Source organism: Streptomyces sp. NRRL S-1022 (genome assembly GCF_000720135.1).
Taxonomy (GTDB): domain Bacteria; phylum Actinomycetota; class Actinomycetes; order Streptomycetales; family Streptomycetaceae; genus Streptomyces.
The window spans coordinates 21,866-46,022 of record NZ_JOIU01000005.1 but is presented as its reverse complement, the minus strand read 5'-3'; the positions used below and the strand labels follow the sequence as shown (position 1 = coordinate 46,022).

24 protein-coding genes and 1 pseudogene are annotated in these 24,157 nt (G+C 74.5%); 14 read left to right on the top strand and 11 right to left on the bottom strand.

Annotated features, from left to right (window positions below; translation table 11 throughout):
* Nucleotides 1–3: 3 nt before the first annotated feature.
* Nucleotides 4–714 (bottom strand): ABC transporter permease, encoded by a 711-nt coding sequence (locus tag IG05_RS0106220; RefSeq protein WP_030339916.1) that lies wholly within the window; start codon nucleotides 712–714, stop codon nucleotides 4–6.
* Nucleotides 715–716: 2 nt separating this feature from the next.
* Nucleotides 717–1,637 carry an ATP-binding cassette domain-containing protein gene (locus IG05_RS0106215; RefSeq protein WP_030339914.1) on the bottom strand — a complete coding sequence of 307 codons (921 nt, stop codon included), beginning with the start codon at nucleotides 1,635–1,637 and terminating at the stop codon, nucleotides 717–719.
* Nucleotides 1,638–1,744: 107 nt separating this feature from the next.
* On the opposite strand from IG05_RS0106215, the gene IG05_RS0106210 reads away from it, so the two are divergent.
* From IG05_RS0106210 to IG05_RS0106200, 3 genes are all read left to right on the top strand, one after another.
* Nucleotides 1,745–2,899 carry a sensor histidine kinase gene (locus tag IG05_RS0106210; RefSeq protein WP_030339912.1) on the top strand — a complete coding sequence of 385 codons (1,155 nt, stop codon included), beginning with the start codon at nucleotides 1,745–1,747 and terminating at the stop codon, nucleotides 2,897–2,899.
* 14 nt (nucleotides 2,900–2,913) lie between these two features.
* Entirely contained in the window at nucleotides 2,914–3,570 is a 657-nt protein-coding gene (locus IG05_RS0106205) for a response regulator transcription factor (RefSeq protein WP_030339910.1), read from the top strand.
* A 95-nt stretch (nucleotides 3,571–3,665) separates the two neighbouring features.
* Nucleotides 3,666–4,820 (top strand): ROK family transcriptional regulator, encoded by a 1,155-nt coding sequence (locus IG05_RS0106200; protein ID WP_030339908.1) that lies wholly within the window; start codon nucleotides 3,666–3,668, stop codon nucleotides 4,818–4,820.
* A gap of 161 nt (nucleotides 4,821–4,981) precedes the next feature.
* Here IG05_RS0106200 and IG05_RS0106195 read toward each other — a convergent pair whose 3' ends face one another.
* Both IG05_RS0106195 and IG05_RS0106190 read right to left on the bottom strand, forming a co-directional pair.
* Nucleotides 4,982–5,743: a GntR family transcriptional regulator gene (locus IG05_RS0106195; RefSeq protein WP_030339906.1), complete on the bottom strand. Its 762-nt coding sequence runs from the start codon at nucleotides 5,741–5,743 to the stop codon at nucleotides 4,982–4,984.
* A 255-nt stretch (nucleotides 5,744–5,998) separates the two neighbouring features.
* Nucleotides 5,999–6,883, bottom strand: coding sequence for an RNA polymerase sigma-70 factor (locus IG05_RS0106190; protein ID WP_030339904.1), 885 nt, complete (start codon nucleotides 6,881–6,883; stop codon nucleotides 5,999–6,001).
* A gap of 121 nt (nucleotides 6,884–7,004) precedes the next feature.
* Between IG05_RS0106190 and IG05_RS0106185 the strand changes: the two genes are divergently transcribed.
* The 4 genes from IG05_RS0106185 (at nucleotide 7,005) to IG05_RS0106170 (ending at nucleotide 11,827) form a co-directional block, all read left to right on the top strand.
* The gene (locus tag IG05_RS0106185) at nucleotides 7,005–7,658 is read left to right on the top strand and encodes an NADPH-dependent F420 reductase (RefSeq protein ID WP_030339902.1); all 654 of its coding nucleotides are present in this window, start codon (nucleotides 7,005–7,007) and stop codon (nucleotides 7,656–7,658) included.
* Nucleotides 7,659–7,754: 96 nt separating this feature from the next.
* Nucleotides 7,755–8,585 (top strand): alpha/beta fold hydrolase, encoded by an 831-nt coding sequence (locus IG05_RS0106180; RefSeq protein WP_030339900.1) that lies wholly within the window; start codon nucleotides 7,755–7,757, stop codon nucleotides 8,583–8,585.
* Between the two features lie 118 nt (nucleotides 8,586–8,703).
* Nucleotides 8,704–10,290 (top strand): alkaline phosphatase D family protein, encoded by a 1,587-nt coding sequence (locus IG05_RS0106175; protein ID WP_030339898.1) that lies wholly within the window; start codon nucleotides 8,704–8,706, stop codon nucleotides 10,288–10,290.
* Between the two features lie 124 nt (nucleotides 10,291–10,414).
* On the top strand, nucleotides 10,415–11,827 hold the full coding sequence (locus IG05_RS0106170; RefSeq protein WP_199808256.1) for a GNAT family N-acetyltransferase: 1,413 nt from the start codon (nucleotides 10,415–10,417) through the stop codon (nucleotides 11,825–11,827).
* Nucleotides 11,828–11,912: 85 nt separating this feature from the next.
* Here the strand turns inward: IG05_RS0106170 and IG05_RS0106165 are convergent, their stop codons facing one another.
* Nucleotides 11,913–13,115 (bottom strand): trans-sulfuration enzyme family protein, encoded by a 1,203-nt coding sequence (locus IG05_RS0106165; RefSeq protein WP_030339894.1) that lies wholly within the window; start codon nucleotides 13,113–13,115, stop codon nucleotides 11,913–11,915.
* A gap of 60 nt (nucleotides 13,116–13,175) precedes the next feature.
* Here IG05_RS0106165 and IG05_RS0106160 point away from each other — a divergent pair, with 60 nt between their 5' ends.
* The 6 genes from IG05_RS0106160 (at nucleotide 13,176) to IG05_RS0106135 (ending at nucleotide 19,305) form a co-directional block, all read left to right on the top strand.
* Nucleotides 13,176–13,661 (top strand): Lrp/AsnC family transcriptional regulator, encoded by a 486-nt coding sequence (locus tag IG05_RS0106160; protein ID WP_030339892.1) that lies wholly within the window; start codon nucleotides 13,176–13,178, stop codon nucleotides 13,659–13,661.
* A gap of 53 nt (nucleotides 13,662–13,714) precedes the next feature.
* A complete protein-coding gene (locus tag IG05_RS0106155) occupies nucleotides 13,715–15,406 on the top strand; it encodes a DUF885 domain-containing protein (protein ID WP_030339890.1) in 1,692 nt (563 codons plus the stop codon).
* 193 nt (nucleotides 15,407–15,599) lie between these two features.
* The gene (locus IG05_RS0106150) at nucleotides 15,600–16,274 is read left to right on the top strand and encodes a hypothetical protein (protein WP_030339888.1); all 675 of its coding nucleotides are present in this window, start codon (nucleotides 15,600–15,602) and stop codon (nucleotides 16,272–16,274) included.
* A gap of 143 nt (nucleotides 16,275–16,417) precedes the next feature.
* Nucleotides 16,418–16,648 (top strand): ferredoxin, encoded by a 231-nt coding sequence (locus tag IG05_RS0106145; protein ID WP_030339886.1) that lies wholly within the window; start codon nucleotides 16,418–16,420, stop codon nucleotides 16,646–16,648.
* A complete protein-coding gene (locus IG05_RS0106140; protein WP_030339884.1) occupies nucleotides 16,638–18,029 on the top strand; it encodes an NAD(P)/FAD-dependent oxidoreductase in 1,392 nt (463 codons plus the stop codon). The genes IG05_RS0106145 and IG05_RS0106140 overlap by 11 nt, the downstream gene beginning before the upstream one ends.
* A 37-nt stretch (nucleotides 18,030–18,066) precedes the next feature.
* Nucleotides 18,067–19,305 carry a cytochrome P450 gene (locus IG05_RS0106135; protein WP_030339882.1) on the top strand — a complete coding sequence of 413 codons (1,239 nt, stop codon included), beginning with the start codon at nucleotides 18,067–18,069 and terminating at the stop codon, nucleotides 19,303–19,305.
* 9 nt (nucleotides 19,306–19,314) lie between these two features.
* Here IG05_RS0106135 and IG05_RS0106130 read toward each other — a convergent pair whose 3' ends face one another.
* The 5 genes from IG05_RS0106130 to IG05_RS0106110 form a co-directional block, all read right to left on the bottom strand.
* The gene (locus tag IG05_RS0106130; RefSeq protein ID WP_030339880.1) at nucleotides 19,315–20,415 is read right to left on the bottom strand and encodes a sensor histidine kinase; all 1,101 of its coding nucleotides are present in this window, start codon (nucleotides 20,413–20,415) and stop codon (nucleotides 19,315–19,317) included.
* Entirely contained in the window at nucleotides 20,412–21,065 is a 654-nt protein-coding gene (locus IG05_RS0106125; RefSeq protein WP_030339878.1) for a response regulator, read from the bottom strand. The genes IG05_RS0106130 and IG05_RS0106125 overlap by 4 nt, the downstream gene beginning before the upstream one ends.
* Nucleotides 21,066–21,169: 104 nt before the next feature.
* Nucleotides 21,170–21,799: a histidine phosphatase family protein gene (locus IG05_RS0106120; protein ID WP_030339876.1), complete on the bottom strand. Its 630-nt coding sequence runs from the start codon at nucleotides 21,797–21,799 to the stop codon at nucleotides 21,170–21,172.
* A 155-nt stretch (nucleotides 21,800–21,954) separates the two neighbouring features.
* Nucleotides 21,955–22,455: a GNAT family N-acetyltransferase gene (locus IG05_RS0106115; protein WP_030339874.1), complete on the bottom strand. Its 501-nt coding sequence runs from the start codon at nucleotides 22,453–22,455 to the stop codon at nucleotides 21,955–21,957.
* A gap of 78 nt (nucleotides 22,456–22,533) precedes the next feature.
* Complete coding sequence (locus IG05_RS0106110) at nucleotides 22,534–23,010, bottom strand: rhodanese-like domain-containing protein (protein WP_030339872.1); 477 nt, start codon at nucleotides 23,008–23,010, stop codon at nucleotides 22,534–22,536.
* A gap of 95 nt (nucleotides 23,011–23,105) precedes the next feature.
* Here IG05_RS0106110 and IG05_RS0106105 point away from each other — a divergent pair, with 95 nt between their 5' ends.
* Nucleotides 23,106–23,552 (top strand): Lrp/AsnC family transcriptional regulator, encoded by a 447-nt coding sequence (locus IG05_RS0106105; protein WP_030339870.1) that lies wholly within the window; start codon nucleotides 23,106–23,108, stop codon nucleotides 23,550–23,552.
* Between the two features lie 72 nt (nucleotides 23,553–23,624).
* On the opposite strand, the pseudogene IG05_RS50495 reads toward IG05_RS0106105, so the two are convergent.
* Nucleotides 23,625–24,110: pseudogene (locus IG05_RS50495) on the bottom strand (response regulator transcription factor); the annotation flags it as partial.
* Between the last annotated feature and the right edge of the window lie 47 nt (nucleotides 24,111–24,157).

Here is a 24,157-nt window from a genome sequence, read left to right as displayed (position 1 = left end):
GTGTCAGGCGTCCCGGCGCCGTAGGCTCCACGCGCCCGCCAGCAGGGCCGCCGCCGTCCACAGCGCGGTCACCGCGAGGCCGGTCCACGGGCCGAGGGTGCCGTCCCAGGTGCTGTGCAGCGCGACCTGACCGGCCCGGTCGGGGAGGAAGTCGGCTGCTCCGCCCGCCAGGTCGCCGACGACGAAGGAGACGATCAGGAGGAACGGGATCAGCACGGAGAGGGTGGCCACGCCGCTGCGCAGGACCGTGGCGAGGCCGGCGGCGAACAGGGCCATCAGCGTCAGGTGCACACCGCAGCCGACCGCGCCGCGCACTCCCCCGGCCCAGCCGGGCGCGGACTCGCGGAGCACCGCCCGGCCCGTCAGGAGCGTGACGAACCCCGTGAGCAGCCCGACGGCCAGCACCGGCAGGGCGATCGCCGTCGCCTTCGCGGCGAACCAGCGCCCCCGGTCGGGCACCGCCGCGAGCGTCAGCCGCAGCGCGCCGCCCCGGAACTCCGCCGAGACGGCCGTCGTACCGAAGGCGATCGCGGCGATCTGGCCGAAGTTGACGCCGAAGAACACCGAGTACAGCGGGTCGGAGTCGTCGGCGTCGGCCGCGGCGAGCGCCGAGAACGCGGCGGTGCAGACGAGGACCGCGGCGAGGGCGCCCAGCAGGGAGCGCAGGGTACGGATCTTGATCCACTCGGCGTGCAGCACGGGTGCGAAGGGCATGGTCAGGCCTCCTGGCGTGGTGCGGTGAACTCGGCCTCGGCCGCGGTCAGATCGAGGTAGGCCTCCTCCAGGGTGGCCTCACGGGCGGCGAGTTCCAGGACGGGGACGCCCGCCTCGGACATCAGCCGGCCCAGGTCGTCCACGCGCGCGTGCCGTACGGTCCAGGTCCCGTCCTCGTCCCGGGAGGCGTCGTGGCCGTGCCGGGCGAGGAGGTCGCCGAGGGCGGCGGGATCGGTGGTGCGGATGCGGACGTGGGGCCGTACGCGCGCGTGGATGAAGTCCCTCACCGGGGTGTCGGCGAGCAGGCGGCCCCGGCCGAGGATCAGCAGGTGGTCGGCGAAGGCGGCGGTCTCGCCCATCAGATGGCTGGAGACCAGGACCGTGCGGCCCTCGGCGGCGAGCCGGCGCAGCAGGGTGCGGATCCACACGATGCCTTCGGGGTCGAGGCCGTTGGCGGGTTCGTCGAGCAGGACGACCTCGGGGTCGCCGAGCAGGGCGGCGGCGATGCCGAGCCGCTGGCGCATGCCGAGGGAGTACGTCCGTACCCGGCGCCGGGCCACGGCGGCGAGGCCCGTCTCCTCCAGGACGGTGTCGACCCGGCGGGCCGGGATGCGGTTGCTCGCGGCGAGGGCCCACAGGTGGTCGCGGGCGGTGCGGGAGCCGTGCGCGGCGCGGGCGTCGAGCAGGGCTCCCACCCGGCGCAGGGGGTCGCGGAGCCCGGCGTAGACGTGGCCGCCGACGGTGGCGGTGCCCGCGGTGGGCCGGTCCAGGCCGAGGACGAGGCGGAAGGTGGTGGACTTGCCGGCGCCGTTGGGGCCGAGGAACCCGGTGACCCGGCCGGGCCGCACGCGGAAGGTGAGCCGGTCCACGGCCCGCCGGCCGCCGTACTCCTTGGTGAGGTCTCGTACGTCGATGCTGGTCATGGCAACAGCCTGGCCGTACGGCCGAGTCGGATCATCCCCCGCCGGTGGGGAGCGTCTCCCCCGCGCGGGGGAGGTCCGTTGCCGGTGCCGCCTGCGACGATGAGGTCATGCCCCGCTTTCTGCGCCCGCTGCTGAGCGGGACGACGTACACGCGCCTGCTGCACCTGTGGGTGCCGATGCTGGCGGTCGGCGTCTGGCTCCTCGTCGTCCCGTCGGTCCCGTGGGTGCCGGCGCTGCTGCTCGCCCCGCTCGGCCTGGTGCCCGCGGTGCGGCGGGGCGAGGGGGTGCAGGCGCGGCTGCTGCTCACGCCCGGCGAGCCGGACCCCGGCATCTGCGAGACGCCGGCGGCGGCCTGGCGGGACCGGCTGCGTACGGTGCTGTGGCTGGAGCTGCGCATGCTGCTCGGCGGCGCGATCGCGTTCGCCTCGGTGTGGCTGCCCGTCACCTGCTTCGCACTGGCCCGGTGCGCCTGGGCCGGGACGTCTCCCGGGGTGCCGCTGCTGGACCGGTTGCCCCCGCATCCCGCCTGGGCGCTGCTGGCGCCGCTGCCGCTGCTCGCTCTGTACGGGGTGGTCGTCGGGCTCGGCGCGCTGCTCACCGCCGCCGCGCGCCGGCTGCTGGGGCCGTCGGCGGCCGAGCGGCTGGCCGCGCTGGAGGAGCGCACCGAGCACCTGCTGGAGCGCACCCGGATCGCGCGGGAGTTGCACGACTCGATCGGGCACGCCCTGACGGTGGCGGTGGTGCAGGCCGGTGCCGCGCGCGCGGCCGGTGATCCGGAGTTCACCGACCGGGCGCTGGCCGCCGTGGAGGAGACCGGCCGGGCCGCGCTGGAGGACCTGGAGCGGGTGCTGGGCGTGCTGCGGGAGTCCGAACGGCCGGTGGGCGCACGGCCCACGCTGGCCGACGCCGGCCGGCTGCTGGAGTCGGCGCGGACCTCCGGCGCCGAGGTCGACGCCGAGGTGACGGGCACGGTCGAGGCCGTGCCGGGGCCGGTGTCCCGCGAGGGCTACCGGATCCTCCAGGAGGCGCTCACCAATGTGCTGCGGCACGCGGGGGCCGTCCCGGTCCGGGTCCGGGTCACGGTCGCCGACGGGAGACTCGTCCTGGAGGTCCGCAATCCGCTGCCGGGGGCGGTACCCGGCCCCGGGCGGGGCAGCGGCCTGCGCGGCATACGGGAGCGGGCGGCGCTGCTCGGCGGCACCGCGCGCACCGGCCCGGACGAGGGTGACTGGCAGGTGCGCGCGGAGCTGCCCGCCTGCTGATCTACGCTGGCCGGATGCCGGTCACCGTACTCCTCGTCGACGACGAACCCCTGGTCCGCGCGGGTCTGCGGGCCGTGCTCGCGGCACAGCCCGACATCGAGGTGGTGGGCGAGGCGGCCGACGGCGCGGCGGTCGTCCCGCTGGTGCGGCGACTGCGGCCGGACGTGGTCGCGATGGACGTACGGATGCCGCTGATGGACGGGATCGAGGCCACCCGCGCGGTGCTGCGCACGGTGCCGGAGCCGCCGAAGGTCCTCGTGGTCACCACTTTCGAGGACGACGAGTACGTCTACGAGGCGCTGCGCGCGGGCGCCGACGGGTTCCTGCTGAAGCGGGCCCGCCCGGCCGAGATCGTGCACGCGGTGCGGCTGGTCGCGGAGGGCGAGTCGCTGCTGTTCCCGGCGTCGGTACGGCGGCTCGCCGCCCGGTACGGCGACGGCGGCCGGCCGGCGCGGGCCGTGCTGGAGCGGGCCCGGCTGACCGACCGGGAGGCGGAGGTGCTGCGGCTGATGGCCCGGGGACTGTCGAACGCCGAGATCGCCGGCCGGCTGGTGGTGGGCGCGGAGACGGTCAAGTCGCATGTGAGCGCCGTCCTGGCCAAGCTCGGTGCGCGGGACCGCACCCAGGCGGTGATCGCGGCCTACGAGTCCGGTTTCGTGGCACCAGGGTGACCGAAGGGCCCGGCCCGTGGGCGGAACCCGCTCGCCGGGCTGCGCCGGGCCGAGTACGATCCGGCCAACACGCCCGCAAGCTGGGAGGACGGACGGTGGGGCAGCTGACCGGCGGCGATCCCTCGCTGCTGCGAAGGATCAATTCCGCGGTGGTGCTGCACGCGCTGCGTGCCACGGACTGCGCGACCTTCACCGAGATCACCCGCGTCACCGGACTGTCCCGGCCGACCGTCGAGGGCGTCGTGGAGGGGCTCGTCGAGGGCGGGCTCGTGGTGGAGGCCGCGGCCGACGACGGCGGTGCCCGCCGCCAGGGGCGGCCCGCCCGGCGGTTCCGGTTCCGGGCCGAGGCGGGACACCTGCTGGGCCTGGAGATCGGGCCGCACCGGGTCGCCGCGCTGCTGTCCGACCTGGACGGGCGGGTGCTGGGCGCACAGGCCAAGGAGGTCGACGAGACGGCGCCGGCGGACGAGCGGCTGGACCGGCTGCGCGGCGCGGTCGCCGAACTGCTGCGCCGGGCCGGGGTGGCGCGCAGTTCGCTGCGGGCGGTGGGCGTGGGCACGCCGGGCATCGTGGAGGCGGACGGCACGGTTCGGCTGAGCACGGCCCTGCCGCAGTGGACGGGGCTGCGGCTCGGGGAGCGGCTGAGCCGTTCCTTCCGCTGTCCGGTGCTGGTGGAGAACGACGCCAACGCGGCGGCCGTCGCCGAGCACTGGAAGGGCGCGGCGACCGGGACGGACGACGTGGTCTTCGTCCTGGCCGGGCTGAGCCCGGGGGCCGGCTCACTGATCGGCGGGCGGCTGCACCGGGGTTACGGCGGGGCGGCCGGGGAGATCGGCGCGCTGCACCTGCTGGGCCGGGAGGCGACGCCGGAGGCGCTGCTGTCGACCACCGACGAGCCGCTGCACCCGCTGGACGAGCAGGCGGTCGCCGAGGTGTTCGCGTTGGCCCGCAAGGGCGACCAGCGGGCCCGGGCGGCCGTCGAACGGTTCATCCAGCGGCTCGTGCACGATGTCGCCGCGCTGGTGCTGGCGCTCGATCCGGAGCTGGTCGTGATCGGGGGCTGGGCGGCGGGCCTGGACGGCGTCCTGGAGCCGCTGCGGCGGGAACTGGCCCGCTACTGCCTGCGGCCGCCCAGGGTGGCGTTGTCCGTGCTGGGCGAGGCGGCCGTCGCCACGGGGGCGCTGCGCCTGGCTCTGGACCATGTGGAGGAGCAGTTGTTCGCCGTGGACGGCACGGTGACGCGGCGCTGAGCCGTGCTACGCGCCGGGCGCGGGTCGTCGTGGAGCTGCCGCGGCGGCGGGGCCGGCCGCGCCCGCGCGGCGGAGCCGCACACGCGGTGCGGCCCCGCTCCGTCAGGGGAGTTGGCCCGTCCGGGGCCCTGAAGGGCCCCGGGTGCGGGCTGCCTCACGGTTCAGGAGGCCCGCTGCCGAGGGTCGTGGTGTATCTCCACGTCCGCCGACTCTCCGAAGGTCAGCCGGCAGGTGTCGGCCCGGTAGGTCGCCACCGACAGTGCGGCGGTGCGCCCCTGGACGAGGAAACGGGTGGTGACGACGAGGACGGGTGAGCCGGGGAGGCGGTCGAGCTCCTTGGCGTCGTCCGCGCGTGCGGAGCCCAGCTCGACGGCGCGCTCCTCGCCCTCCAGCGGCAGGTGCTGCAGCTCGCGCAGCACCGCACGCGCGCGTGCCGCGCCGGACGGGGTGTCGATCGCGGTGAGGCCGGGCACGGAGACCGCCGGGATGTAGAGCAGTTCGGTGGCGACCTGCTGGCCGTGGGACATACGGGTGCGGCGGACGGTGTGGACGGCCTCGTCCGCGCCGGTCTCCAGGGCGGCGGCGACAGCGGCGGGCGGCGCCGCCAGGTCGCTGTCGACGGGCTGCCAGGCGTCTCCGGCGGCGCCGGGCCAGGCGTGCTGCTCGGTGCCGACGGCGACGCCCACGCGCGGCGGCGCGACGGTCGTGCCGACGCCGCGGCGGCGTTGCAGCCGGCCCTCCAGCTCCAGCTGTTCGAGGGCCTGGCGGAGCGTGGCCCGGGCCACGCCGAAGCGTGCGGCGAGGTCGCGTTCGTTCGGCAGGATCTCGCCGACCGAGAACTCGGAGTCGAGTGCCTCGGTGAGCACGGTCTTGAGATGCCAGTACTTCGGTTCCGGCACCGTTTCCAGCTGCGTGGTCCCCACCCTGTCCTCCGCAAGAGCCGTGGTCCGGCGGTTTTTAGCGCCCTTGTTTATTAAAGGTTGTTGCACTTCTCTGCGACGATAGGGCGGCCGTCACCCTTGGTCAAGACCAATCCTCGGCCCGGCGCGCAACGCGTGGCCGGACTGCCGCGGAGCGTTCATGAGGCGTTCGTACGCGGCACGCCGTGTGACATCACGGCAAAGCCCCCGTCGCACGACGGGGGCTTCGCGGGTGGAGCGGTGGGTACAGCGGTGGGTTCAGCGGTCGGCCAGGTGCCGGAGCTTGTCCGGGTTGCGCATGATGTAGACGGCGGTGATCCGGCCGTCGGCGATGTCCACCTGGAACAGGCTGTCGGGCTTGTCGCCGGACAGGATCAGCAGGGCGGGGCCGCCGTTGACCTCCACGGGGCGGAAGGACAGGTCCGCCCTGCCGGAGCGCGCGGCGCCGACGAGGAAGCGGCCGACCTTGTCGGCGGTGTGCAGGACGCGCAGCGGCGCCTTGGCCTTGCCGCCGCTGTCGCCGACCAGGCGGACGTCCGGCGCGAGCAGGGACAGCAGGCCCTCCAGGTCGCCCCCGGCCGCGGCGGCGAGGAAGCGCTCGGTCAAGTCGCGGCGCCGGGCGGGGTCGACCTCGTACCGGGGGCGCCCTTCGGCCACGTGCCGGCGGGCCCGGCCGGCGAGCTGCCGTACCGCCGGCTCGGCCCGGTCGAGCATGGTGGCGATCTCGGCGAAGGGGTAGCCGAAGGCCTCGCGGAGCACGAACACCGCGCGCTCCAGCGGGGACAGCGACTCCAGGACGACGAGGACGGCCAGGGAGACCGTGTCGGCGAGCACGGCGCGGTCCGCGGAGTCCGGCGCGGTGTCGGCGAACTCGGTGGGATACGGCTCCGGCAGCCACTGCCCGACGTACGCCTCGCCGCGGGACTGCACCTGGCGCAGCCGGTCGATGGCCAGCCGGGTGGTGATGCGCACGAGGTAGGCGCGTGGTTCGCGGACGTCGGTGCGGTCGGCCTGGTACCAGCGCAGCCAGGCATCCTGGACCACGTCCTCGGCGTCGGCGACCCGGCCGAGCATGCGGTAGGCGACCCCCATGAGCAGGGGCCGGTGCTGTTCGAAGACGTCGGTGGCGAGGTCGGCGGTCACGGGCCCATCCCAGCCGACACGTCTTTCGCTGTCCAGCCGGAATGCCCGGCGTCGGGAGCGGTGCGGATCACAATGACGGCGGACCGTCGGCGGGCGGCGGCCGGTGACCGTGAGGTGGGCGATGCGGTACGCGGTACTGGGCACGGGCGAGGTGGGCCGTACCCTGGCCGGCCGGCTGCTGGAGCTGGGCCACGAGGTGACCCTCGGTTCCCGCACCCGCGACAATCCGGTGGCGGTGGAGTGGGCGACGGCCGCGGCCGGCCGGGCCCACGCGGGGACGTTCGCGGACGCGGCGGAGGCGGGCGAGGTGGTCGTCAACGCGGTGAGCGGCCGGGTGGCGCTGGACGCGCTGCGGGCGGCGGGTGCCGAGCACCTGGAGGGCAAGGTGCTGGTGGACGTCACCAATCCGCTGGCCTTCGAGGGCGGGCAGCCGCGGCTGGACCCGGTGGAGTCCGACAGTGTGGCCGAGCGGATCCAGCGGGCGTTCCCGCACACGCGCGTGGTGAAGACGCTGAACACCGTCGACTGCCGGGTGATGGTGGATCCGGGGCGGGTGCCGGGCGAGCACCACGTGTTCGTGTGCGGGGCGGACGCCCGGGCCAAGGAGCGGGTGACGGGGCTGCTCGTGGAGTTCGGCTGGCCGGCCGGGCGGGTGCTGGACCTGGGCGGCATCGGGTCGGCGCGGGCGGTGGAGATGTACCTGCCGCTGTGGCTGGCCCTGTCCCGCGGCTTCGGGCACGCCGACTTCAACATCGAGGTGCGGCGGGCGCGTTGAGGGCCGGGCAGGCGGCATCCGGGGGCTACCGGCCGGTAGTAATTGCTGACAAGCTGTCTACGGCGTCCGTCAGCAGCCCCAGACGAGGAGCACCCCATGTCCGCCACCGTCTCCTTCAAGGTCCCCGCCCCGCACGGCCCCGGCGACGTGACCGTGTCCTACGCGCGCGTGGGCCGCGGCGAACCGCTGGTCCTGCTGCACGGCATCGGACACCACCGGCAGGCCTGGGACCCGGTCGTGGACATCCTGGCCACCGAACGCGAGGTGATCGCCGTCGACCTGCCCGGTTTCGGCGCCTCCCCGGGGCTGCCGGCCGGCCTGGCCTACGACCTGCCCACCACGAACTCCGTGCTGGGCGCCCTGTTCGAGGCGCTGGAGCTGGACCGCCCGCACGTCGCCGGCAACTCGCTGGGCGGTCTGCTCGCGCTGGAGCTGGGCCGGGAGAAGCTCGTACGGTCCGTCACCGCCCTTTCCCCCGCCGGTTTCTGGACCGAGGCCGAGCGGCGGTACGCGTTCACGGTGCTGCTCGCGATGCGGGGCATCGCCCAGCGGCTGCCGCTGCCGCTGGTGGAGCGGCTGGCCCGCACGGCGGCCGGCCGTACCGCGCTGACCAGCACCATCTACGCCCGTCCCGGGCGCCGTTCACCGGAGGCGGTGGTCGCCGAGACGCTCGCGCTCGTCGGGGCCACCGGCTTCGAGGCGACCCTGCGGGCGGGCTCCGCCGTCCGGTTCAGCGACGAGCTGGCGGGCCTGCCGGTCACGGTGGCCTGGGGCAGCCGGGACCGGATCCTCATGCGCCGCCAGGGCGTCCGCGCCAAGCAGCTCATACCGCACGCCCGGCTGGTGCGGCTGCCCGGCTGCGGCCACTGCCCGATGAACGACGACCCGGCGCTGGTCGCGCGGGTCATCCTGGACGGCAGCCGCTGAGCACCGCCCGACCGCCCGGGAACCGGCGGGAGTTCACCTCGGGTTCGCGTGCGCGCCGCGCCGCCCCCGTAGATGTGGCTGTGCACACTGGCCGGATCCCGTCCCTGGAGGCGTAGCCATGTCCCACCGTCCGCTCCCCGGTCGCCGCGGCGTGCTGCGCGGCTCCCTCGCCGCGTCGGCGGCCCTGACCCTGCCCACGGGCCTCGGCGCGGCCCCGGCGTTCGCCCGCTCCGGACGCCCCGGGGCGGGCTGGGGCGTGCAGAGCGGCGACGTGACCGCCGACTCCGGCCTGGTGTGGGTACGCGCGGACCGGCCGGCCCGGATGATCGTGGAGACCTCCGCCACCGAGTCGTTCCGCGATCCGCGCCGGTGGCACGGCCCGCTGCTCGGCCCCGGCACGGACTTCACCGGCACCACCCGGCTGCACGGCCTGCCCTCCGGCGAGCAGATCCACTACCGGGTGCTGCTCGCCGACCCGGAGGACCCGCGCCGCACCGGCGAGCCCGTGACCGGCACCTTCCGTACCGTGTCCCGGCGCCGCCGGGACGGCGTGCGGTTCCTGTGGTCGGGCGACCTGGCCGGACAGGGCTGGGGCATCAACCCGGACCGGGGCGGTTACCGCATCTACGACGCGATGGCGAAGCTGGACCCGGACTTCTTCCTGTGCAGCGGCGACAACATCTACGCCGACGGCCCCATCCCGGCCACCCAGGCGCTGCCCGGCGGGGGCACCTGGCGGAACGTCACCACCGAGGAGAAGGCGAAGGTCGCCGAGACGCTCGCCGAGTACCGGGGCAACTTCCGCTACAACCTGCTCGACGAGAACCTGCGTCGGTTCAACGCCCAGGTGCCCTCGGTCATCCAGTGGGACGACCACGAGGTGCGCAACAACTGGTACCCGGGCGAGGTGATCGCCTCCACCGACACCCGCTACACCGAGAAGAGCATCGACGTGCTCGCCGCGCGCGCCCGGCGGGCGTTCGCCGAGTACTTCCCCGTGTCCACGCTGCGGCCCGGCGCGAGGGAGGGCCGCGTCTACCGGGTGCTGCGCCAGGGCCCGCTGCTGGACGTGTTCGTGCTGGACATGCGGACGTACCGCAACGCCAACTCGCCGGACGACCAGACCGTGGACCCGCAGGGCATCCTCGGCCGGGAGCAGCTGGAGTGGCTCAAGCGGGAGCTGGCCCGGTCGCGTGCGGTGTGGAAGGTGATCGCCGCCGACATGCCGCTCGGTCTCGTCGTACCGGACCCGGTGGAGAACGAGCCGAACTTCGAGGCCGTGGCCCAGGGCGACCCGGGCGCCCCGCTCGGCCGCGAGCTGCAGATCGCCGAGCTGCTGCGGTTCGTCAAGCACCGGCGGATCACCGGCACGCTGTGGCTGACGGCGGACGTGCACCACACGTCCGCGCAGCACTACCACCCCTCCCGGGCCGCGTTCACCGACTTCGAGCCGTTCTGGGAGTTCGTCTCCGGGCCGCTGAACGCCGGCGCCTTCCCGGCCAGTGCGCTGGACGGCACCTTCGGACCGGAGCGGGTGTTCGTGAAGGCGCCGGCCGCGTCGAACGTCTCGCCCGCGGGCGGCTACCAGTTCTTCGGCGAGGTCGACATCGACGGGGACAGCGGGGAGCTGACGGTACGGCTGCGGGAGCAGGACGGCACCGTGCTGTTCACGCGGACGCTGCGGCCGGGCCGGGTCGGTCAGTAGGGCCCGCGCGGGAAGAGGGCGGGCGGTCGGCCGTAGAAAATCCAACAAATGGGACGGAGCATGCTTTACCCATCGGTCACAATCAGTTCGTGATCACGCAACACCTTTCGTCCACAGTGGCTGCATGACTCCAGACATTCCTGATGTGACCCGGGCCAGGCACGGGCGGCCCGTGCACCACTGGCGGCGCGAGGTCGTCGAACTCGCCGCGCTCTTCACGGCGGTGGCCGTCGCGGACGCGGGGGCGAACCTGGTCGGACACGGGCCCGACGGCCCGGCCCTGCTGGTGGTCTCGGCGCTCGTGCTGGCCGCGACGGCGGTGTTCCACGTGTGGTGGTCACGCCGCCACGGACACGCGCCGCCGGTGAGCGATACCGGTGCCCGGCCGGCCGCGGAGACGCGGCCGGCCGGGCCCTCCGAGCAGCCCGCCGCCTACGGGATCGGCGGCACGCTGTGGCGGATGCGGACGACCGTGAAGGACGAACCGGGCTCGCTGGCCGCCCTGTGCACGGCGCTCGCCGGACACCGGGTGGACATCCTGAGCCTGCAGACGCACCCGCTGGCCGACGGCACGGCGGACGACTTCCTGCTGCGGGCGCCGGGCGCGCTCCCGGCGGCCGAGATCACCCGGGCGGTCGCGCTGGCCGGCGGCACGGGCACCTGGATCGAGCGGGCCGACGCCCACGACCTGGTCGACGTGCCCACCCGGGTGCTCGGCCTGGCCGCCCGCACCGCCGTCGACACCGCCGAACTGCCTCTCGCACTGCGTCAGTTGCTGGGCCGCTGCACGATCCGCTCGCTGCCCGGCAGGCCGGCCGGCGGCGGCCGCGGTCCGCAGCCGGTGCCGGCCGAGGGGGTCCTGGAGGACACCGTGATGCGGCTGCCGGCACCCGAGGGCGGTGTGCTCACCGTGGAGCGGCCGTACCTGCCGTTCACCCCCACCGAGTTCGCTCGCGCCCGGGCGCTGGTGGAGCTGGACAGCCGGCTCGGCCCCCGCATCCCCGACGGCGAGGACGTACTGACCCTGCCCGAGGGCAACGACATCACCGTGCGCCGGGTCGACACCGGGGACCTGGCCGCGGCCCGGGCGATGCACGACCGGTGCTCGCCGCACACCCTCGGCCTGCGCTACCACGGCCCGGTCGGCGACGCGGACCGCTACCTGAACCACCTGCTCAGCCCCCGCTACGGCCGCACCCTGGCCGCGCAGACCGCCTCCGGGCGGATCGTCGGCCTCGGGCACCTGCTGTGGGACGGCGACGAGACCGAGGTCGCGCTGCTGGTCGAGGACGAGTGGCAGCAGCGCGGCATCGGCGGCGAACTGCTCGGCCGGCTGGTGGCGCTGGCGGCGGAGGCCGGCTGCGAGAGCGTGTACGCGGTGACCAAGGCGTCCAACACGGGCATGGTGGCCGCGATGCGCGGGCTCGGCCTGCCGCTGGACTACCAGGTCGAGGAGGGCACGCTGGTGATCACGGCCCGGCTGGACGCCGCACCGGCCGCCACCGCAGCCGGCCCCCAGCCGCCGCACCTCGGCTGAACACCGGCCCCGGGGAGCGCGGACACGGCGCCGCCGCCCGGCAGGGTCGGCGGTGCCGGACCGTACGGGGACGGCACCGTCCGCCTCAGCGCACCGCCTCCTGGAGCGCCGTCACCCGCCGCGCGCGTGGAGCACCCAGCGCCTGGTCCAGGTCGGCCCACAGGTCGTCCACGTCCTCCAGGCCCACCGACAGCCGCAGCAGCCGGTCGCTCACCCCGGCCCCGCGCCGGTCCTCGGCGTCGACGATGCGGTGGCTGATGGACGCGGGGTGCTGGATGAGCGTGTCGACGCTGCCCAGGCTCACCGCGGGCGTGACGAGCCGGACCCGGGAGATCACCTCGTGCGGGTCGTCGTGCACCTCGAAGGCGATCATCGCGCCGCCGAGCCTCGGGTAGCGGACCCGGGCCACGCGCGGATCGGCGGCGAGCCGGCGGGCCAGCTCGGCGGCGTTCGCGGAGGCGGCCCGCACCCGCACGGGGAGCGTGGACAGCCCGCGCAGCAGCAGATAGCCGGCGAGCGGATGCAGGACTCCCCCGGTGGCGAACCGTATCTGCCGCAGCCGGCCCGCGAACTCCTCGTCACAGGCGACCACCCCGGCCAGCACGTCGCCGTGTCCCCCGAGGTACTTGGTGGCGCTGTGCAGCACCAGCCGGGCGCCCTGCTCGGCCGGGCGCTGGAGCACGGGCGTGGCGAAGGTGTTGTCGGCGAGCAGCGGCACCGAGCCGCAGGCGTGCGCGATGCCCCGCAGGTCGAGTTCGGCGAGGGTCGGATTGGCCGGGGACTCGACCATCACCAGCCCGGTGTCCGGGCGCAGCGCCTCGGTGATGCCGGCCGGGTCGGTCCAGGTGACCTCGGTGCCGAGCAGCCCGGCGGTCAGCAGATGGTCGCTGCACCCGTACAGGGGCCGTACCGCCACGACATGGCGCAGGCCCATGGCGGACCGGGCGAGCAGGACCGCGCTGAGCGCCGCCATGCCGCTGGCGAAGGCGACCGCGGACTCGGTGCCCTCCAGGCGGGCGAGGGCGGTCTCGAAGCGGGCGACGGTCGGGTTGCCGAGGCGGCCGTAGACCGGCGGTCCGACCGGGTCGGCGCCGTCGGCGGCGAAGGCGTCGATGCGGGCGGCCTCGGCGCGGCTGTCGTAGGAGGGGTAGGTGGTGGACAGGTCGATCGGCGGGGCATGCAGACCCTGGCGGGCGAGGTCGTCGCGGCCGGCGTGCACGGCCTCGGTGGCCAGGGCTCTCGGTGCGGTGCGTACGTCGTCGTAGGCACCGGTGCTCGATGTGTCCATGGGCGGAAGGGTGAACATCGAACGGTTCACCGGAATCGAACACCGTGCTACGTTCGGCCCATGGCCGAATCCGTCGTACTGGATCCGGTCGATCTGCATCTGCTGCGGTTGTTGCAGAACGACGCCCGGACCACCTACCGCGACCTCGCCGCGCAGGTGGGCGTGGCGCCGTCGACCTGTCTGGACCGGGTGACCCGGCTGCGCCGCTCGGGCGTGATCCTCGGCCACCGGCTGCGGCTCGACCCGGCCAAGCTCGGGCGCGGCCTCCAGGCGCTGCTGTCGGTGCAGGTGCGGCCGCACCGGCGGGAGCTGGTGGGACCGTTCGTGGAGCGGATCCGGGCGCTGCCGGAGGCGCGGTCGGTGTTCCACCTGACCGGGCCGGACGACTACCTCGTCCACGTGGCGGTCGCGGACATGGCCGATCTCCAGCGGCTGGTGCTGGACGAGTTCACGGCGCGGCGCGAGGTGGCCCGAGTGGAGACCCGGCTGATCTTCCAGCAGTGGGAGTGCGGGCCGCTGCTGCCGCCCGGCCACGCCCAGAGCTGAATCCCGCGAATCCCGGGTGACGCGGAGATCCCCGCCGTACGAGGATGGGCCGCATGTCTGAGACCCAGAGCCCGCTTCCCCGTCAGGTCGCCGACGCCTACGTCGACGACCTCATCGCCCTCGACCCGGTCACCGGTACGTACCTCGGTGTGAAGGAGAGTTCGAGCAGGCTGCCCGACTACTCGCCGGCCGGTCAGGAGGCCCTGGCGGAGCTGGCGCGGGCCACGCTCGCGAAGCTGGACGAGGCCGAGCGGCGGCCCGGTGCGGACAGTGACGTGGAGCGGCGCTGCGCCCGGCTGCTGCGGGAGCGGCTGACCGCCGAACTCGCCGTCCACGACGCCCAGGAGCACCTGCGCCGGATCGGCAACCTGGACACGCCCGGCCACGCGGTCCGGGAGATCTTCACGGTCACCCCGGCCGAGACCGAGGAGGACTGGGCGGCGATCGCCGAGCGGCTGCGCGCGGTGCCGGGCGCGCTCGCGGGCTACCGGGAGTCGCTCGAACTCGGCCTGGAACGCAAGCTGTTCGCCGCGCCCCGGCCGACCGCGACCCACATCGGCCAGCTCACCGAGTGGACGGACACGGACGGCACGGGCCGCGGCTGGTACGAGGACTTCGCCGCCGCCGGCCCCGAGGCGCTGCGCGCGGAGCTGGACGAGGCGGCGCGGGCGGCGACCGGCGCCCTGGTGGAGCTGCGGGACTGGCTGCGGGACGTGTACGCGCCGGCGATCGAGGGCGCCCCGGAGGTGGTCGGCCGGGAGCGGTACGCACGCTGGGCCCGCTACTTCAACGGCACGGACCTGGACCTGGACGAGGCGTACGCCTACGGCTGGGCGGAGTTCCACCGCATCCTCGGCGAGATGCGCAAGGAGGCGGAGAGGATCCTGCCCGGCGCCGGGACGCCGTGGGTGGCGCTCGCGCACCTGGACGAGCACGGCCGGCACATCGAGGGCGTCGACGAGGTCCGGGAGTGGCTCCAGGGCCTGATGGACAAGGCGATGGAGGAGCTGGACGGCACGCACTTCGAACTCGCCGAGCGGGTGCGCAGGGTGGAGTCGTGCATCGCCCCGCCCGGCGGCGCGGCGGCCCCCTACTACACGCCGCCCTCGGAGGACTTCTCCCGGCCCGGCCGCACCTGGCTGCCCACCATGGGCCTGACCCGCTTCCCGGTCTACGACCTCGTCTCGACCTGGTACCACGAGGGCGTGCCCGGCCACCACCTCCAGCTCGCGCAGTGGGCGCACGTGGCGGAGAACCTCTCCCGCTACCAGGCGACGATCGGCGGGGTCAGCGCCAACGCGGAGGGCTGGGCGCTGTACGCCGAGCGGCTGATGGACGAGCTGGGCTACCTCACGGATCCCGAGGAGCGGCTCGGCTACCTGGACGCGCAGATGATGCGGGCGGCCCGGGTGATCGTGGACATCGGCATGCACCTGGAGCTGCCGATCCCGGCGGACTCGCCGTTCCACCCCGGTGAGCGGTGGACGCCGGAGCTGGCCGAGGAGTTCTTCGGCCGGCACAGCAGCCGGCCGGCGGACTACGTGGAGAGCGAGCTGACCCGGTACCTGACGATCCCGGGCCAGGCGATCGGTTACAAGCTCGGCGAGCGGGCCTGGCTGCTGGGCCGGGAGAAGGCGCGCGAGCGGCACGGTGACGCGTTCGACCTGAAGGCCTGGCACATGGCGGCGCTGTCACAGGGCTCGCTGGGCCTGGACGACCTGGTGGACGAGCTCTCCCGGCTCTGACCGCCCGGCGCCCCCCTTCCGGGCCGGTCACCTCGGAGGTGATCGGCCCGCCTCGCCGGTGGTCCGGCCCGCCCGGCCGGTGGCGTACCCGGTGCCGGCGCGTTCCCTCGGCCGTACGGCCGTCTCCCGGTGGCGGAGGCGGGGTGCGGGAGGCTAGCTGGTGCCGGGGGCCGACACGGAAGGCGGGCCGGGCATGCAGGAGCAGTGGCCGGGGCAGCGGGCACTTCGGGCACCGCGGGCCGCCGGGCTGGCCGGCGTGGTCTTCGCGCTGCTCCTGGCGGCGGCGATGACGCTGGTCAGGCTGGGGCTCCCGGAAGGTGCCGAAGCTGGCACCGGGCGGGCGTTCACGGACTCCGTGCGGGGCGACGCGCTGCGTGCGGCCCTCGCGCTGGTGCCGTTCGCCGGCATCTTCTTCCTCTGGTTCGTCGGTGTGATCCGCTCGCACGTCGGCGCGGCCGAGGACAAGTTCCTCTCCTCCGTCTTCCTCGGCAGCGGACTGGTCTTCCTCGCGACGATGTTCGGTGCCGCCGCCGCGGCGGACGCCACCCTCGCGGTGAACCACGAGCCCGGCCTGCCGCCGCTGCCGGCCGCCTGGGACTTCGGCCGCCACCTCAGTTACACGCTGATGACGGAGTACGCCACACGGATGGCGGCCGTCTTCGTGTCCTCCATGTCGGTCATCGGCCGCCGCCTCGGGGTCCTGCCGCACTGGCTGACGACCCTGGGGTTCCTCACCGCCCTGATCCTGCTCTTCGTCTCCTCGAACGTGCCCTGGGCGGAACTCGTCTTCCCCGCCTGGTCACTGCTGCTGAGCCTGCACATCCTCGGGGCGGACCGGGGGCCCCGGCCCCGGCCGGACGAGGCGTAGGCCGCCGGCCGCCCTCACTCGATCGGCGTGCCCGGCGCGCGGACGCCCCGCCCCGCCTCGCATGCTGGCGGACGGGGGACGACCGCCGTCCGGAACCGTCCGCGCGGGCGACCGGACCTGGCCAGCGGAAGGGCGGAGCGTCGATGAGGCTCGTCGTCGATCTCAACAAGTGTCAGGGATACGCGCAGTGCGTGTTCCTCGCGCCGGACGTCTTCGCCCTGCACGGCGAGGAGTCGCTGATCTACAACCCGCGCGCGGACGACGCCCAGCGGGAACGGGTGGCGCGGGCCGTCGCCGCCTGCCCGGTGCAGGCCATCACCGCCGAGGGAGCTGACCGCGCGGCCGGGGTCCGGGAGGCGTCCGATGGCCGCTGACTACGTGGAGTGGCTCAGGCGCGAGGGCCGGATCGTGATCGTCGGCGCCTCGCTGGCCGGCCTGCGGGCCGCCGAGACGCTGCGCGCCGAGGGCTTCACCGGTGAACTGACCCTGGTCGGGGACGAGCCGTACGAGCCGTACGACCGGCCGCCGCTGTCCAAGTCCGTGCTGCTGGGCATGGCGTCCCCGCACCACACCGAGCTGCCCCGCCACAGGGACCTCGACGCCAAGTGGCGCCTGGGCGTCGCGGCGACCGGCCTGGACCTGACGGCCAAGCGGGTACGGCTGGCCGACGGGGACGAGGTGGAGTACGACCGGCTGCTCATCACCACCGGTGTGCGCGCCCGGCCCTGGCCGAAGCAGGAGGAGGCCCGGCTGGACGGCGTCTGCCTGCTGCGCACCCGGGAGGACGCGGCCGATCTGTACCGGCGGCTGAAGGCGGGGCCGCGCCGGGTGTTCGTCATCGGCGCCGGGTTCGCCGGTTCGGAGGTGGCGTCGGCGTGCCGCGGGATGGGGCTGCCGGTCACCGTGGCGGAGCGGGCGGGGGCGCCGCTGGTGGGGGCGCTCGGCGGGGTCGTCGGCGCGGTCGCGGCCGACCTGCAGACCGAGAACGGCGTGGACCTGCGCACCCATGTGACGGTGACCGCGCTGGAGGGCGACTCGGCGGGCCGGGTGCGGGCCGTCCACCTGTCGGACGAGAGCGCCGTCGAGGCGGACGTCGTCGTGGTCTCGCTCGGGTCGCTGCGCAACACCGAGTGGTTGACCGGGTCGGGGCTGGGTGCCGGGCCCCGGGGCATCGCGTGTGACGCGGGCTGCCGGGCCTTCGACTTCCGGGGCATCGTCACGGACGACGTCTTCGTGGCCGGTGACGTGGCGCGCTCCCCGCACGCGCTCTTCGGCTACCAGTTCCTGTCGCTGGAGCACTGGGGCAACGCCGTCGCCCAGGCGGAGACCGCCGCGCACAACATGATCTGCCACGGCGTCGACCGGCGCCCGCACCTGTGGATGCCCGCCTTCTGGTCCTCGATGTTCGGGGTGAACATCAAGTCGGTCGGGGTGCCGCCCATGGGCGAGGAGCTGATGATCACCCAGGGGTCGCTGGCCGAGCGCCGGTTCGCCGGCGTCTACGGGTACAAGGGCCGGATCGTGGCCGCCGTGACCTTCGACAACACCCGGTGGCTGGAGTTCTACCAGGGGCAGATCGAGCGGGGCGCGCCGTTCCCGGTGGAGTTCCCGACGGTGGACCGGCGCCCGGAGAACCGGCGGCCGGTGCCGGCCGGCTTCCCGGACCCGTCCCTGCCGACCCACGGCCCCATGGTGACCCTGAGCGGTTACTCGCCGGCCGACCAGCAGCTGGTCTTCCACCCCGCCCGCCACTGACCGCCGCCCCAGGCCCGCACGCCCGAAGGACCCCGCCATGCCCCGCACCTCGATGCTGCGCCAGATCACCGACTTCGCCAATCGCGCCGACCCCTATCCGGTGTACGCGGAACTCCGCCGGACGCCGGTCCTCCACGAGGAGGAGGACGGCCCGTACATCATCAGTTCGTACTACGACATCAAGGCGCTCCTCCACGATCCGCGGATCAGCTCCGACGCCACCAACCTGGCCGCCGCCGGGGACGACGAGCTGGGCCAGGCGGACGAGACCGGAGGGCTGCCGCCGTCGTTCCTGCGCCTCGACCCGCCCGAGCACGACCGGCTGCGGCGCATCGCCAACGGCGCCTTCGGGCCGCCGCACCGGCCGCGGCGGATCGACGGCCTGCGCGGTGAGATGCGGGAGATCGTCACCGAGCTGATCGACGGCTTCGGGGACGCGCGGCGGATCGACCTGGTGGACCAGTTCGCCTACCCCTTCCCGGTCACCGTGATCTGCCGGCTGCTCGGGGTGCCCCGGGAGGACGAGCCGCGGTTCCGCGCCTGGGTCGACCCGCTGGTCGCGAGCCTCGACCCGGAGACGCGGCCGGGCCCGGACGACGAGACAGGCAAGAAGGCGCAGGAAGCCCGGATGCAGCTCGGCATGTACCTGGCCGGACTGGTCGAGGAGCGCACCAAGGAACCGCGGGACGACCTGTTGTCCGACCTGATCGACACCCGGGGCCCGGAGGGCTCCATGAGCATGATGGAGGTGCTCAGCACCTCCGTGCTGCTGCTGATCGCCGGTCACGAGACGACGGTCAACCTGATCACCAACGGCATGCTCACCCTGCTGCGCCACCCGGAGGTCCTCCAGCGGCTGCGGGCGGACCCGGGCCTGTCGGTCGGCATCGTGGAGGAGCTGCTGCGGTACGAGCCGCCGGTGCAGCTGGTGCCGCAGCGCACGTGCCTCGCCGACATCGAGGTGCGCGGGGTCACCATCCCCAAGGGCTCGCGGATCTGGCTGGCCCTCGCCGCGGGCAACCGCGACCCGGAGCGGTTCGAGGACCCCGACCGGTTCGACCCGGACCGCGGGGACATCCAGCACCTCGGGTTCGGCAGCGGCATCCACAGCTGCTTCGGCGCGCCGCTGGCCCGGCTGGAGACCCAGCTGGCCCTGTCCGAGCTGGCCCGGCGGCTGGAGGGCCCCCGCCTGGTCGAGGACCCGCCGCCGTACCGGCCGAACGCCGTGCTGCGCGGTCCCCGGCACCTGGAGATCGCGTTCGACGAGCTGCGCTGAGCAGCCCGCTCAGCCCGTCGGCTTCGCCGGCAGCACCACGCAGACCTCGTAGCCGCCGTCGCCCGTGGGACCCGAGGTCATCGTGCCGCCGAGGAGCTCGGCGCGCTGGCGCAGCCCGATCAGGCCGTGGTGCGCGCCGGGCAGCGGGAGGGGCGGCTGGGTCGGCGCGGTGTTGGTGACCCGGACCCGGACGGAGCCGTCGGCGTGCAGCAGGTCGATGCTCGCGGTGGCGCCGGGGGCGTGTTTGCGGGTGTTGGTCAGCGCCTCCTGCACGGTGCGGTAGATCGCGCGCTGGACGGTGGCCGGAAGACCGTCGGGCAGTTCCATCCGCAGCCGGGTCTCGATGCCGCAGTTGTCGGCAAGCCGCCGGATGTCGGCGAGCGCCGGCTGCGGGGTCAGCTCCGTCGGGTGCCCGCCGGAGGCCCGCAGGACGCCGACCATGTGGCGCAGCTCGTCCAGCGTCTGCACGCTCAGCCGCCGGATCGTCGCCGCCGCGTCCTTGGTGTCGGCGTCGCGCGCGCCGACCTGGAGCGCTCCGGCCCGCACGGCGATCAGGCTGACCTGGTGGGAGACGACGTCGTGCATCTCCCGCGCCAGCTGGGCGCGCTCCCTGGCCAGGACGGCCTGGGCCGTCAGCAACTGCTGGTGGTCCCGCGCCTCGGAGATCTCGGTGAGGCGCAGCGAAAGGTCGTGCCGGGTCCGCACGAGCTGGCCGAGGAAGACGGCGGCGGCCGCGGTGGCGGCGCTGTAGCCGAACGCGATCAGCTTCCGGGAGTCGGACAGATCGAGCTCCGGCGTCGGCAGGGACATCGTGTCGCTGAACGCGAAGGCGAGCGTGCACAGCAGCAGCAGCGCCCTGGGACGGCTGAGCGAGGCGAGCGTGTACAGCGCGGCCAGACAGGCGACGACCGCGTCGGACAGCAGGACGGCCGGGAGGGTGAGGAGGTAGGTGAGCAGCGGCTGCCGCCGGCGCAGCATCAGGGCCACGGCGGCGCCCAGGCCGCAGGCCATCCGCAGCGGCTCGTGGATGTCCCAGTGCGCCCACACGTCGAGCAGGGCCATGGCCACCGCCGCGCCGTCCAGCAGCAGCGGGGGCGGGCGGCGGGTCATCCGGTCTCCTCCGTGAGGAGGCCGGCCCGCTGGGCGAAGAGGGCGGCCTGGACCCTGCCGCTGACCTCCAGCTTGGTGAGGATCGCGCTGACGTGGTCCTTGACCGTGCCGGTGCTCAGGTGCATCCGGGTCGCGATGTCGGCGTTCGACAGGCCCTCGGCGATGAGGACGAGCACCTCGCGCTCCCGGCCGGTCAGCCGTTCGAGGGCCTTGGGCGGCCGCTCCTGCGGTCCGGCGCTCAGGTAGCCGTCCACCACCGTTCGGGTGACCTTGGGCGCGAGCACGGTGCCGCCGCGGGCCAGGCTCTGCACCGCCAGCGGCAGCGCCTCGGGGTCGGTGTCCTTGAGGAGGAATCCGGCGGCGCCCGAGCGCAGTGCCGTCTCCACGTACTCGTCCATGTCGAACGTGGTCAGCATGGCCACCACGGGCGGCTGCGGCAGCCGGCGGATATCACCGAGGACGGTGAGCCCGTCCACGTCCGGCATGCGGATGTCCAGCAGCACCACGTCGGGGTCCTGTTCGCGCACCGTCCGCAGGGCCTGGGCGCCGGACACCGCCCCGACGACCTCGATGCCGTCGGCGGCGGCGAGGATCCGCTGGAAACCCGTGCGGATCAGGGCTTCGTCGTCGACCACCAGTACCCGGATCACGTGCGCTCCAGCCTCGACGGCACCACTGTCCGATTCGTACCACGCCCGGGGCCGCTTCGCCGCCGGGCGCCGCGGTCACGGACGCGCGGGCCGGACCGCTCCGGTCAGGGCCGGCCGGTGAGGCACAGGTGGCGGCGGGTGGCCGGCAGGGTCGGCACCGCGACGGTTCCGGGGCCGTCGGCGGGCCGCCGGTGCCGCGGGGCGGCCGGCGGGGCGAGCCGGGCGCTCCACCCGCCGTCGCGCAGCGTCAGCGTGAGCACGGACGGCACGTCCAGGTACCGGAACGCGCGGGCGGGCAGGGCCAGGGCGTGGACCAGCGCGGCCCTGACGACGGACTCCTCGACGATCGCGAGCACGAGCTCCGGGCCGGCGGGCAGGGCCGTCAGCCAGTCGGCCGTCCGGCGGCAGAACCGGCGCACGGACTCGCCTGCGGGCGGTGCGGCGTCGGGATCCGTCAGCCAGACGGACAGGCCGTGGGGATCCTCGGCCGCGACGTCGGCGAGCGGGCGGCCCTCCCACGCGCCGTGGTCCAGGCCGCGCAGGGCGTGCCGGGGCGCCGCGTCGATCCCGAGGACCTCGGCGGTCCGCGCGCAGCGGGCCGAGGGGCCCCTCAGGGCCAGGGCGTACGGCGGCACGGCCGCTGTCACGGGCGCGCCGGGGGCGCCGTCCCCGAGGATCCGGTCATGGCCGCCGTCCGCGGCGGTCGCGCAGAGCATCGTCAGTCGCACCGTCACCGTCCGACCTCCTTCTCGATCGGGAAGAGCCGCTCCGCCGGGGCGGAGGAGTTTCCCTCGGACACCACATTCCAGGAAGGGAGCCCCGTCAACCTCCAGCAGGTGGCCGGAGCACCCCCGCCGGTCGGCGGGACTTCTCCGCGGCCGGAGGCGGTCTACGACAGGAGGACGAGGTCGCACTGGTACCAGGTACCGGGCTGACCGCCGAGGTCGGCCGGGTCGGCCGGTCCGATCGGGACGAACCCGGCCTTGGTCAGCACCCTGTGGGAGGCGGCGTTGCGGTGGGCGGTGGCCGCCCGCAGGGTGCGCAGTCCGTACCGCTGGGCCGCCAGCCGGCACAGCTCGCGGACGGTCTCGGTGGCCACGCCGCGGCCGGCGACGTGCTCGGCGACGCGGTAGCCGAGTTCCGCGGTGCGGTTCTGGATGTTGACCAGGTTGAACCTGCCGAGTACGGCACCGTCCTCGGCGACGAGCAGGTAGAAGGCGCAGGTGCCGGCCTCCTGCTCGGCCAGCAGGGCGTCGTACCGGTCGGTGAACCGGTCGAAGTACTCGTCGCCCCGGTCGGGGACCGAGGCGGCGAAGTAGGCGCGGTTCGACAGCTCGAAGGCCAGGACCGCGGGGGCGTGGCTGGGGTGCAGCCGCTTCAGCTCGGGCACTGCCCGACTCTACCCGGACGCGGTGCCCGGACCACGTGTGTTCCCGCGTCCGTGTGCCGCGCCGCCCGGGGAACGGGTTCAGCAGCCGCAGTCGCCGTCGACGGGTGCCGTCAGCGGGTCGGCGTCCTGGTGCGCCGGGCCCTGCCAGGTCTCGTAGGCGAAGCCCTCCCGTGCCCAGTACTCGAAGCCGCCGAGCATCTCCTTGACCCGGAAGCCCAGTTCGGCGAGGGCGAGGGCGGCGCGGGTGGCGCCGTTGCAGCCGGGCCCCCAGCAGTACGTCACCACCGGCACGTCCTTGTCGAGGAGCCGTTCGGCCTGCTCGGGGATGAGCGCGGTCGGCAGGTGGACGGCGCCGGGGAGGTGGCCCTGGTCCCAGGACTCGGTGGAGCGGGTGTCCACGACGACGAACCCGGGGTCGCCGCCGGCCGCGAGCGCGGCGGCGACGTCGGAGACGTCGGCGTGGAAGGCGAGGCTCGCCCGGAACCAGGCGGCGGCCTCGGCGGGGGCGGCGGGGGCGACGCGCAGGACGGGGTTCGCGGAAGTCGTCTTGATCATGACTGAGAATCTATGATCCGCCGGCCCGCGCTCTGAAGGGACGATTCCCGGGCTTTCCCTTGCCCGGCCGGGGATTCCCCTGCTATTCATCCGGGATGACCGTGTATTCCCCGGACGCCACCGACTGGCGCATCCTCGAAGTCCTCCAGCACGACGGGCGGGCCAGCTACGCCGAGCTGGCGCGCGCCGTGTCGATGTCGCCCAGCGCCGTCACCGAGCGGGTCCGGCGACTGGAGGAGGCGGGCGTGATCCAGGGGTACGCGGCGGTCGTCGACCCCGAGCGGCTGGGCCTGCCGATCCTGGCCTTCGTACGGCTGCGCTACCCGAACGGCAACTACAAGCCCTTCCACGACCTGGTCGCGGCGACGCCCGAGATCCTGGAGGCGCACCACGTCACGGGTGACGACTGCTTCGTCATCAAGGTCACCGCGCGGTCGATGTCCCACCTGGAGGAGGTGTCGGGCAGGATCGGCGCGCTCGGTTCGGTGACCACCAGCGTGGTGTACTCCTCCCCGCTGACCCGGCGCCCGCTGGGCCGCTAGAGCCGGCAGGGGCCGGCAGTCCGGCAGGAATCGGCGGCCCCGCCGGACCTGGCGGAAGTGGGCGGCCAGTTCGATGCGGGAGCGCACGCCGAGTCGGGTGAAGACGTTCCTGAGGTGGTACTCGACGGTTCGCACGCTGACCATGAGCACCTCGGCGATCTCCTGGTTGGTCGCCCCCTGGGCCACCAGTTCGCAGATCCGCGTCTGCTGCGCCGTCAGTTGCGTGCCCGCTGCGGACCCGCGGCCGCCCGGGCGGGCAGGGGCCTGCGCGCGGGCCCCGGCGGCGCGGAGCTCCGCGGTGGCCCGCCGGGCCCAGGAGGCGGCACCGAACTGCTGGAAGATCTCCAAGGCTTCTCGCAGCAGCTCACGCGCGGGACGGGGCTTGCGGGCACGGCGCAGCCGATGGGCGTGGAACAGCTCGGTCCTGGCCGACTCCAGAGCAGCCCCGTCGCGTTGGTGAAGCCGGGCGGCGCTCGTCCCGCTGGCCGCCCAGGCGTGGTAGGAACGCAGCGCTCCGGCCGCCTTGGCCCGCCGGAAGCAGCGGACCGCGGCCTCCACGAAGTGCGGTGTGGCGAGCTGACGGACGAGCAGGTGAAGAGACTCGG

What these genes read in the sequence shown, in the direction of transcription:
- IG05_RS0106220 (WP_030339916.1), bottom strand. Translation starts at nt 714, where the DNA reads ATGCCCTTCGCACCCGTGCTGCACGCCGAGTGGATCAAGATCCGTACC.
- IG05_RS0106215 (WP_030339914.1), bottom strand. Translation starts at nt 1,637, where the DNA reads ATGACCAGCATCGACGTACGAGACCTCACCAAGGAGTACGGCGGCCGG.
- IG05_RS0106210 (WP_030339912.1), top strand. Translation starts at nt 1,745, where the DNA reads ATGCCCCGCTTTCTGCGCCCGCTGCTGAGCGGGACGACGTACACGCGC.
- IG05_RS0106205 (WP_030339910.1), top strand. Translation starts at nt 2,914, where the DNA reads ATGCCGGTCACCGTACTCCTCGTCGACGACGAACCCCTGGTCCGCGCG.
- IG05_RS0106185 (WP_030339902.1), top strand. Translation starts at nt 7,005, where the DNA reads ATGCGGTACGCGGTACTGGGCACGGGCGAGGTGGGCCGTACCCTGGCC.
- IG05_RS0106180 (WP_030339900.1), top strand. Translation starts at nt 7,755, where the DNA reads ATGTCCGCCACCGTCTCCTTCAAGGTCCCCGCCCCGCACGGCCCCGGC.
- IG05_RS0106175 (WP_030339898.1), top strand. Translation starts at nt 8,704, where the DNA reads ATGTCCCACCGTCCGCTCCCCGGTCGCCGCGGCGTGCTGCGCGGCTCC.
- IG05_RS0106170 (WP_199808256.1), top strand. Translation starts at nt 10,415, where the DNA reads ATGACTCCAGACATTCCTGATGTGACCCGGGCCAGGCACGGGCGGCCC.
- IG05_RS0106165 (WP_030339894.1), bottom strand. Translation starts at nt 13,115, where the DNA reads ATGGACACATCGAGCACCGGTGCCTACGACGACGTACGCACCGCACCG.
- IG05_RS0106160 (WP_030339892.1), top strand. Translation starts at nt 13,176, where the DNA reads ATGGCCGAATCCGTCGTACTGGATCCGGTCGATCTGCATCTGCTGCGG.
- IG05_RS0106155 (WP_030339890.1), top strand. Translation starts at nt 13,715, where the DNA reads ATGTCTGAGACCCAGAGCCCGCTTCCCCGTCAGGTCGCCGACGCCTAC.
- IG05_RS0106150 (WP_030339888.1), top strand. Translation starts at nt 15,600, where the DNA reads ATGCAGGAGCAGTGGCCGGGGCAGCGGGCACTTCGGGCACCGCGGGCC.
- IG05_RS0106145 (WP_030339886.1), top strand. Translation starts at nt 16,418, where the DNA reads ATGAGGCTCGTCGTCGATCTCAACAAGTGTCAGGGATACGCGCAGTGC.
- IG05_RS0106140 (WP_030339884.1), top strand. Translation starts at nt 16,638, where the DNA reads ATGGCCGCTGACTACGTGGAGTGGCTCAGGCGCGAGGGCCGGATCGTG.
- IG05_RS0106135 (WP_030339882.1), top strand. Translation starts at nt 18,067, where the DNA reads ATGCCCCGCACCTCGATGCTGCGCCAGATCACCGACTTCGCCAATCGC.
- IG05_RS0106130 (WP_030339880.1), bottom strand. Translation starts at nt 20,415, where the DNA reads ATGACCCGCCGCCCGCCCCCGCTGCTGCTGGACGGCGCGGCGGTGGCC.
- IG05_RS0106110 (WP_030339872.1), bottom strand. Translation starts at nt 23,010, where the DNA reads ATGATCAAGACGACTTCCGCGAACCCCGTCCTGCGCGTCGCCCCCGCC.
- IG05_RS0106105 (WP_030339870.1), top strand. Translation starts at nt 23,106, where the DNA reads ATGACCGTGTATTCCCCGGACGCCACCGACTGGCGCATCCTCGAAGTC.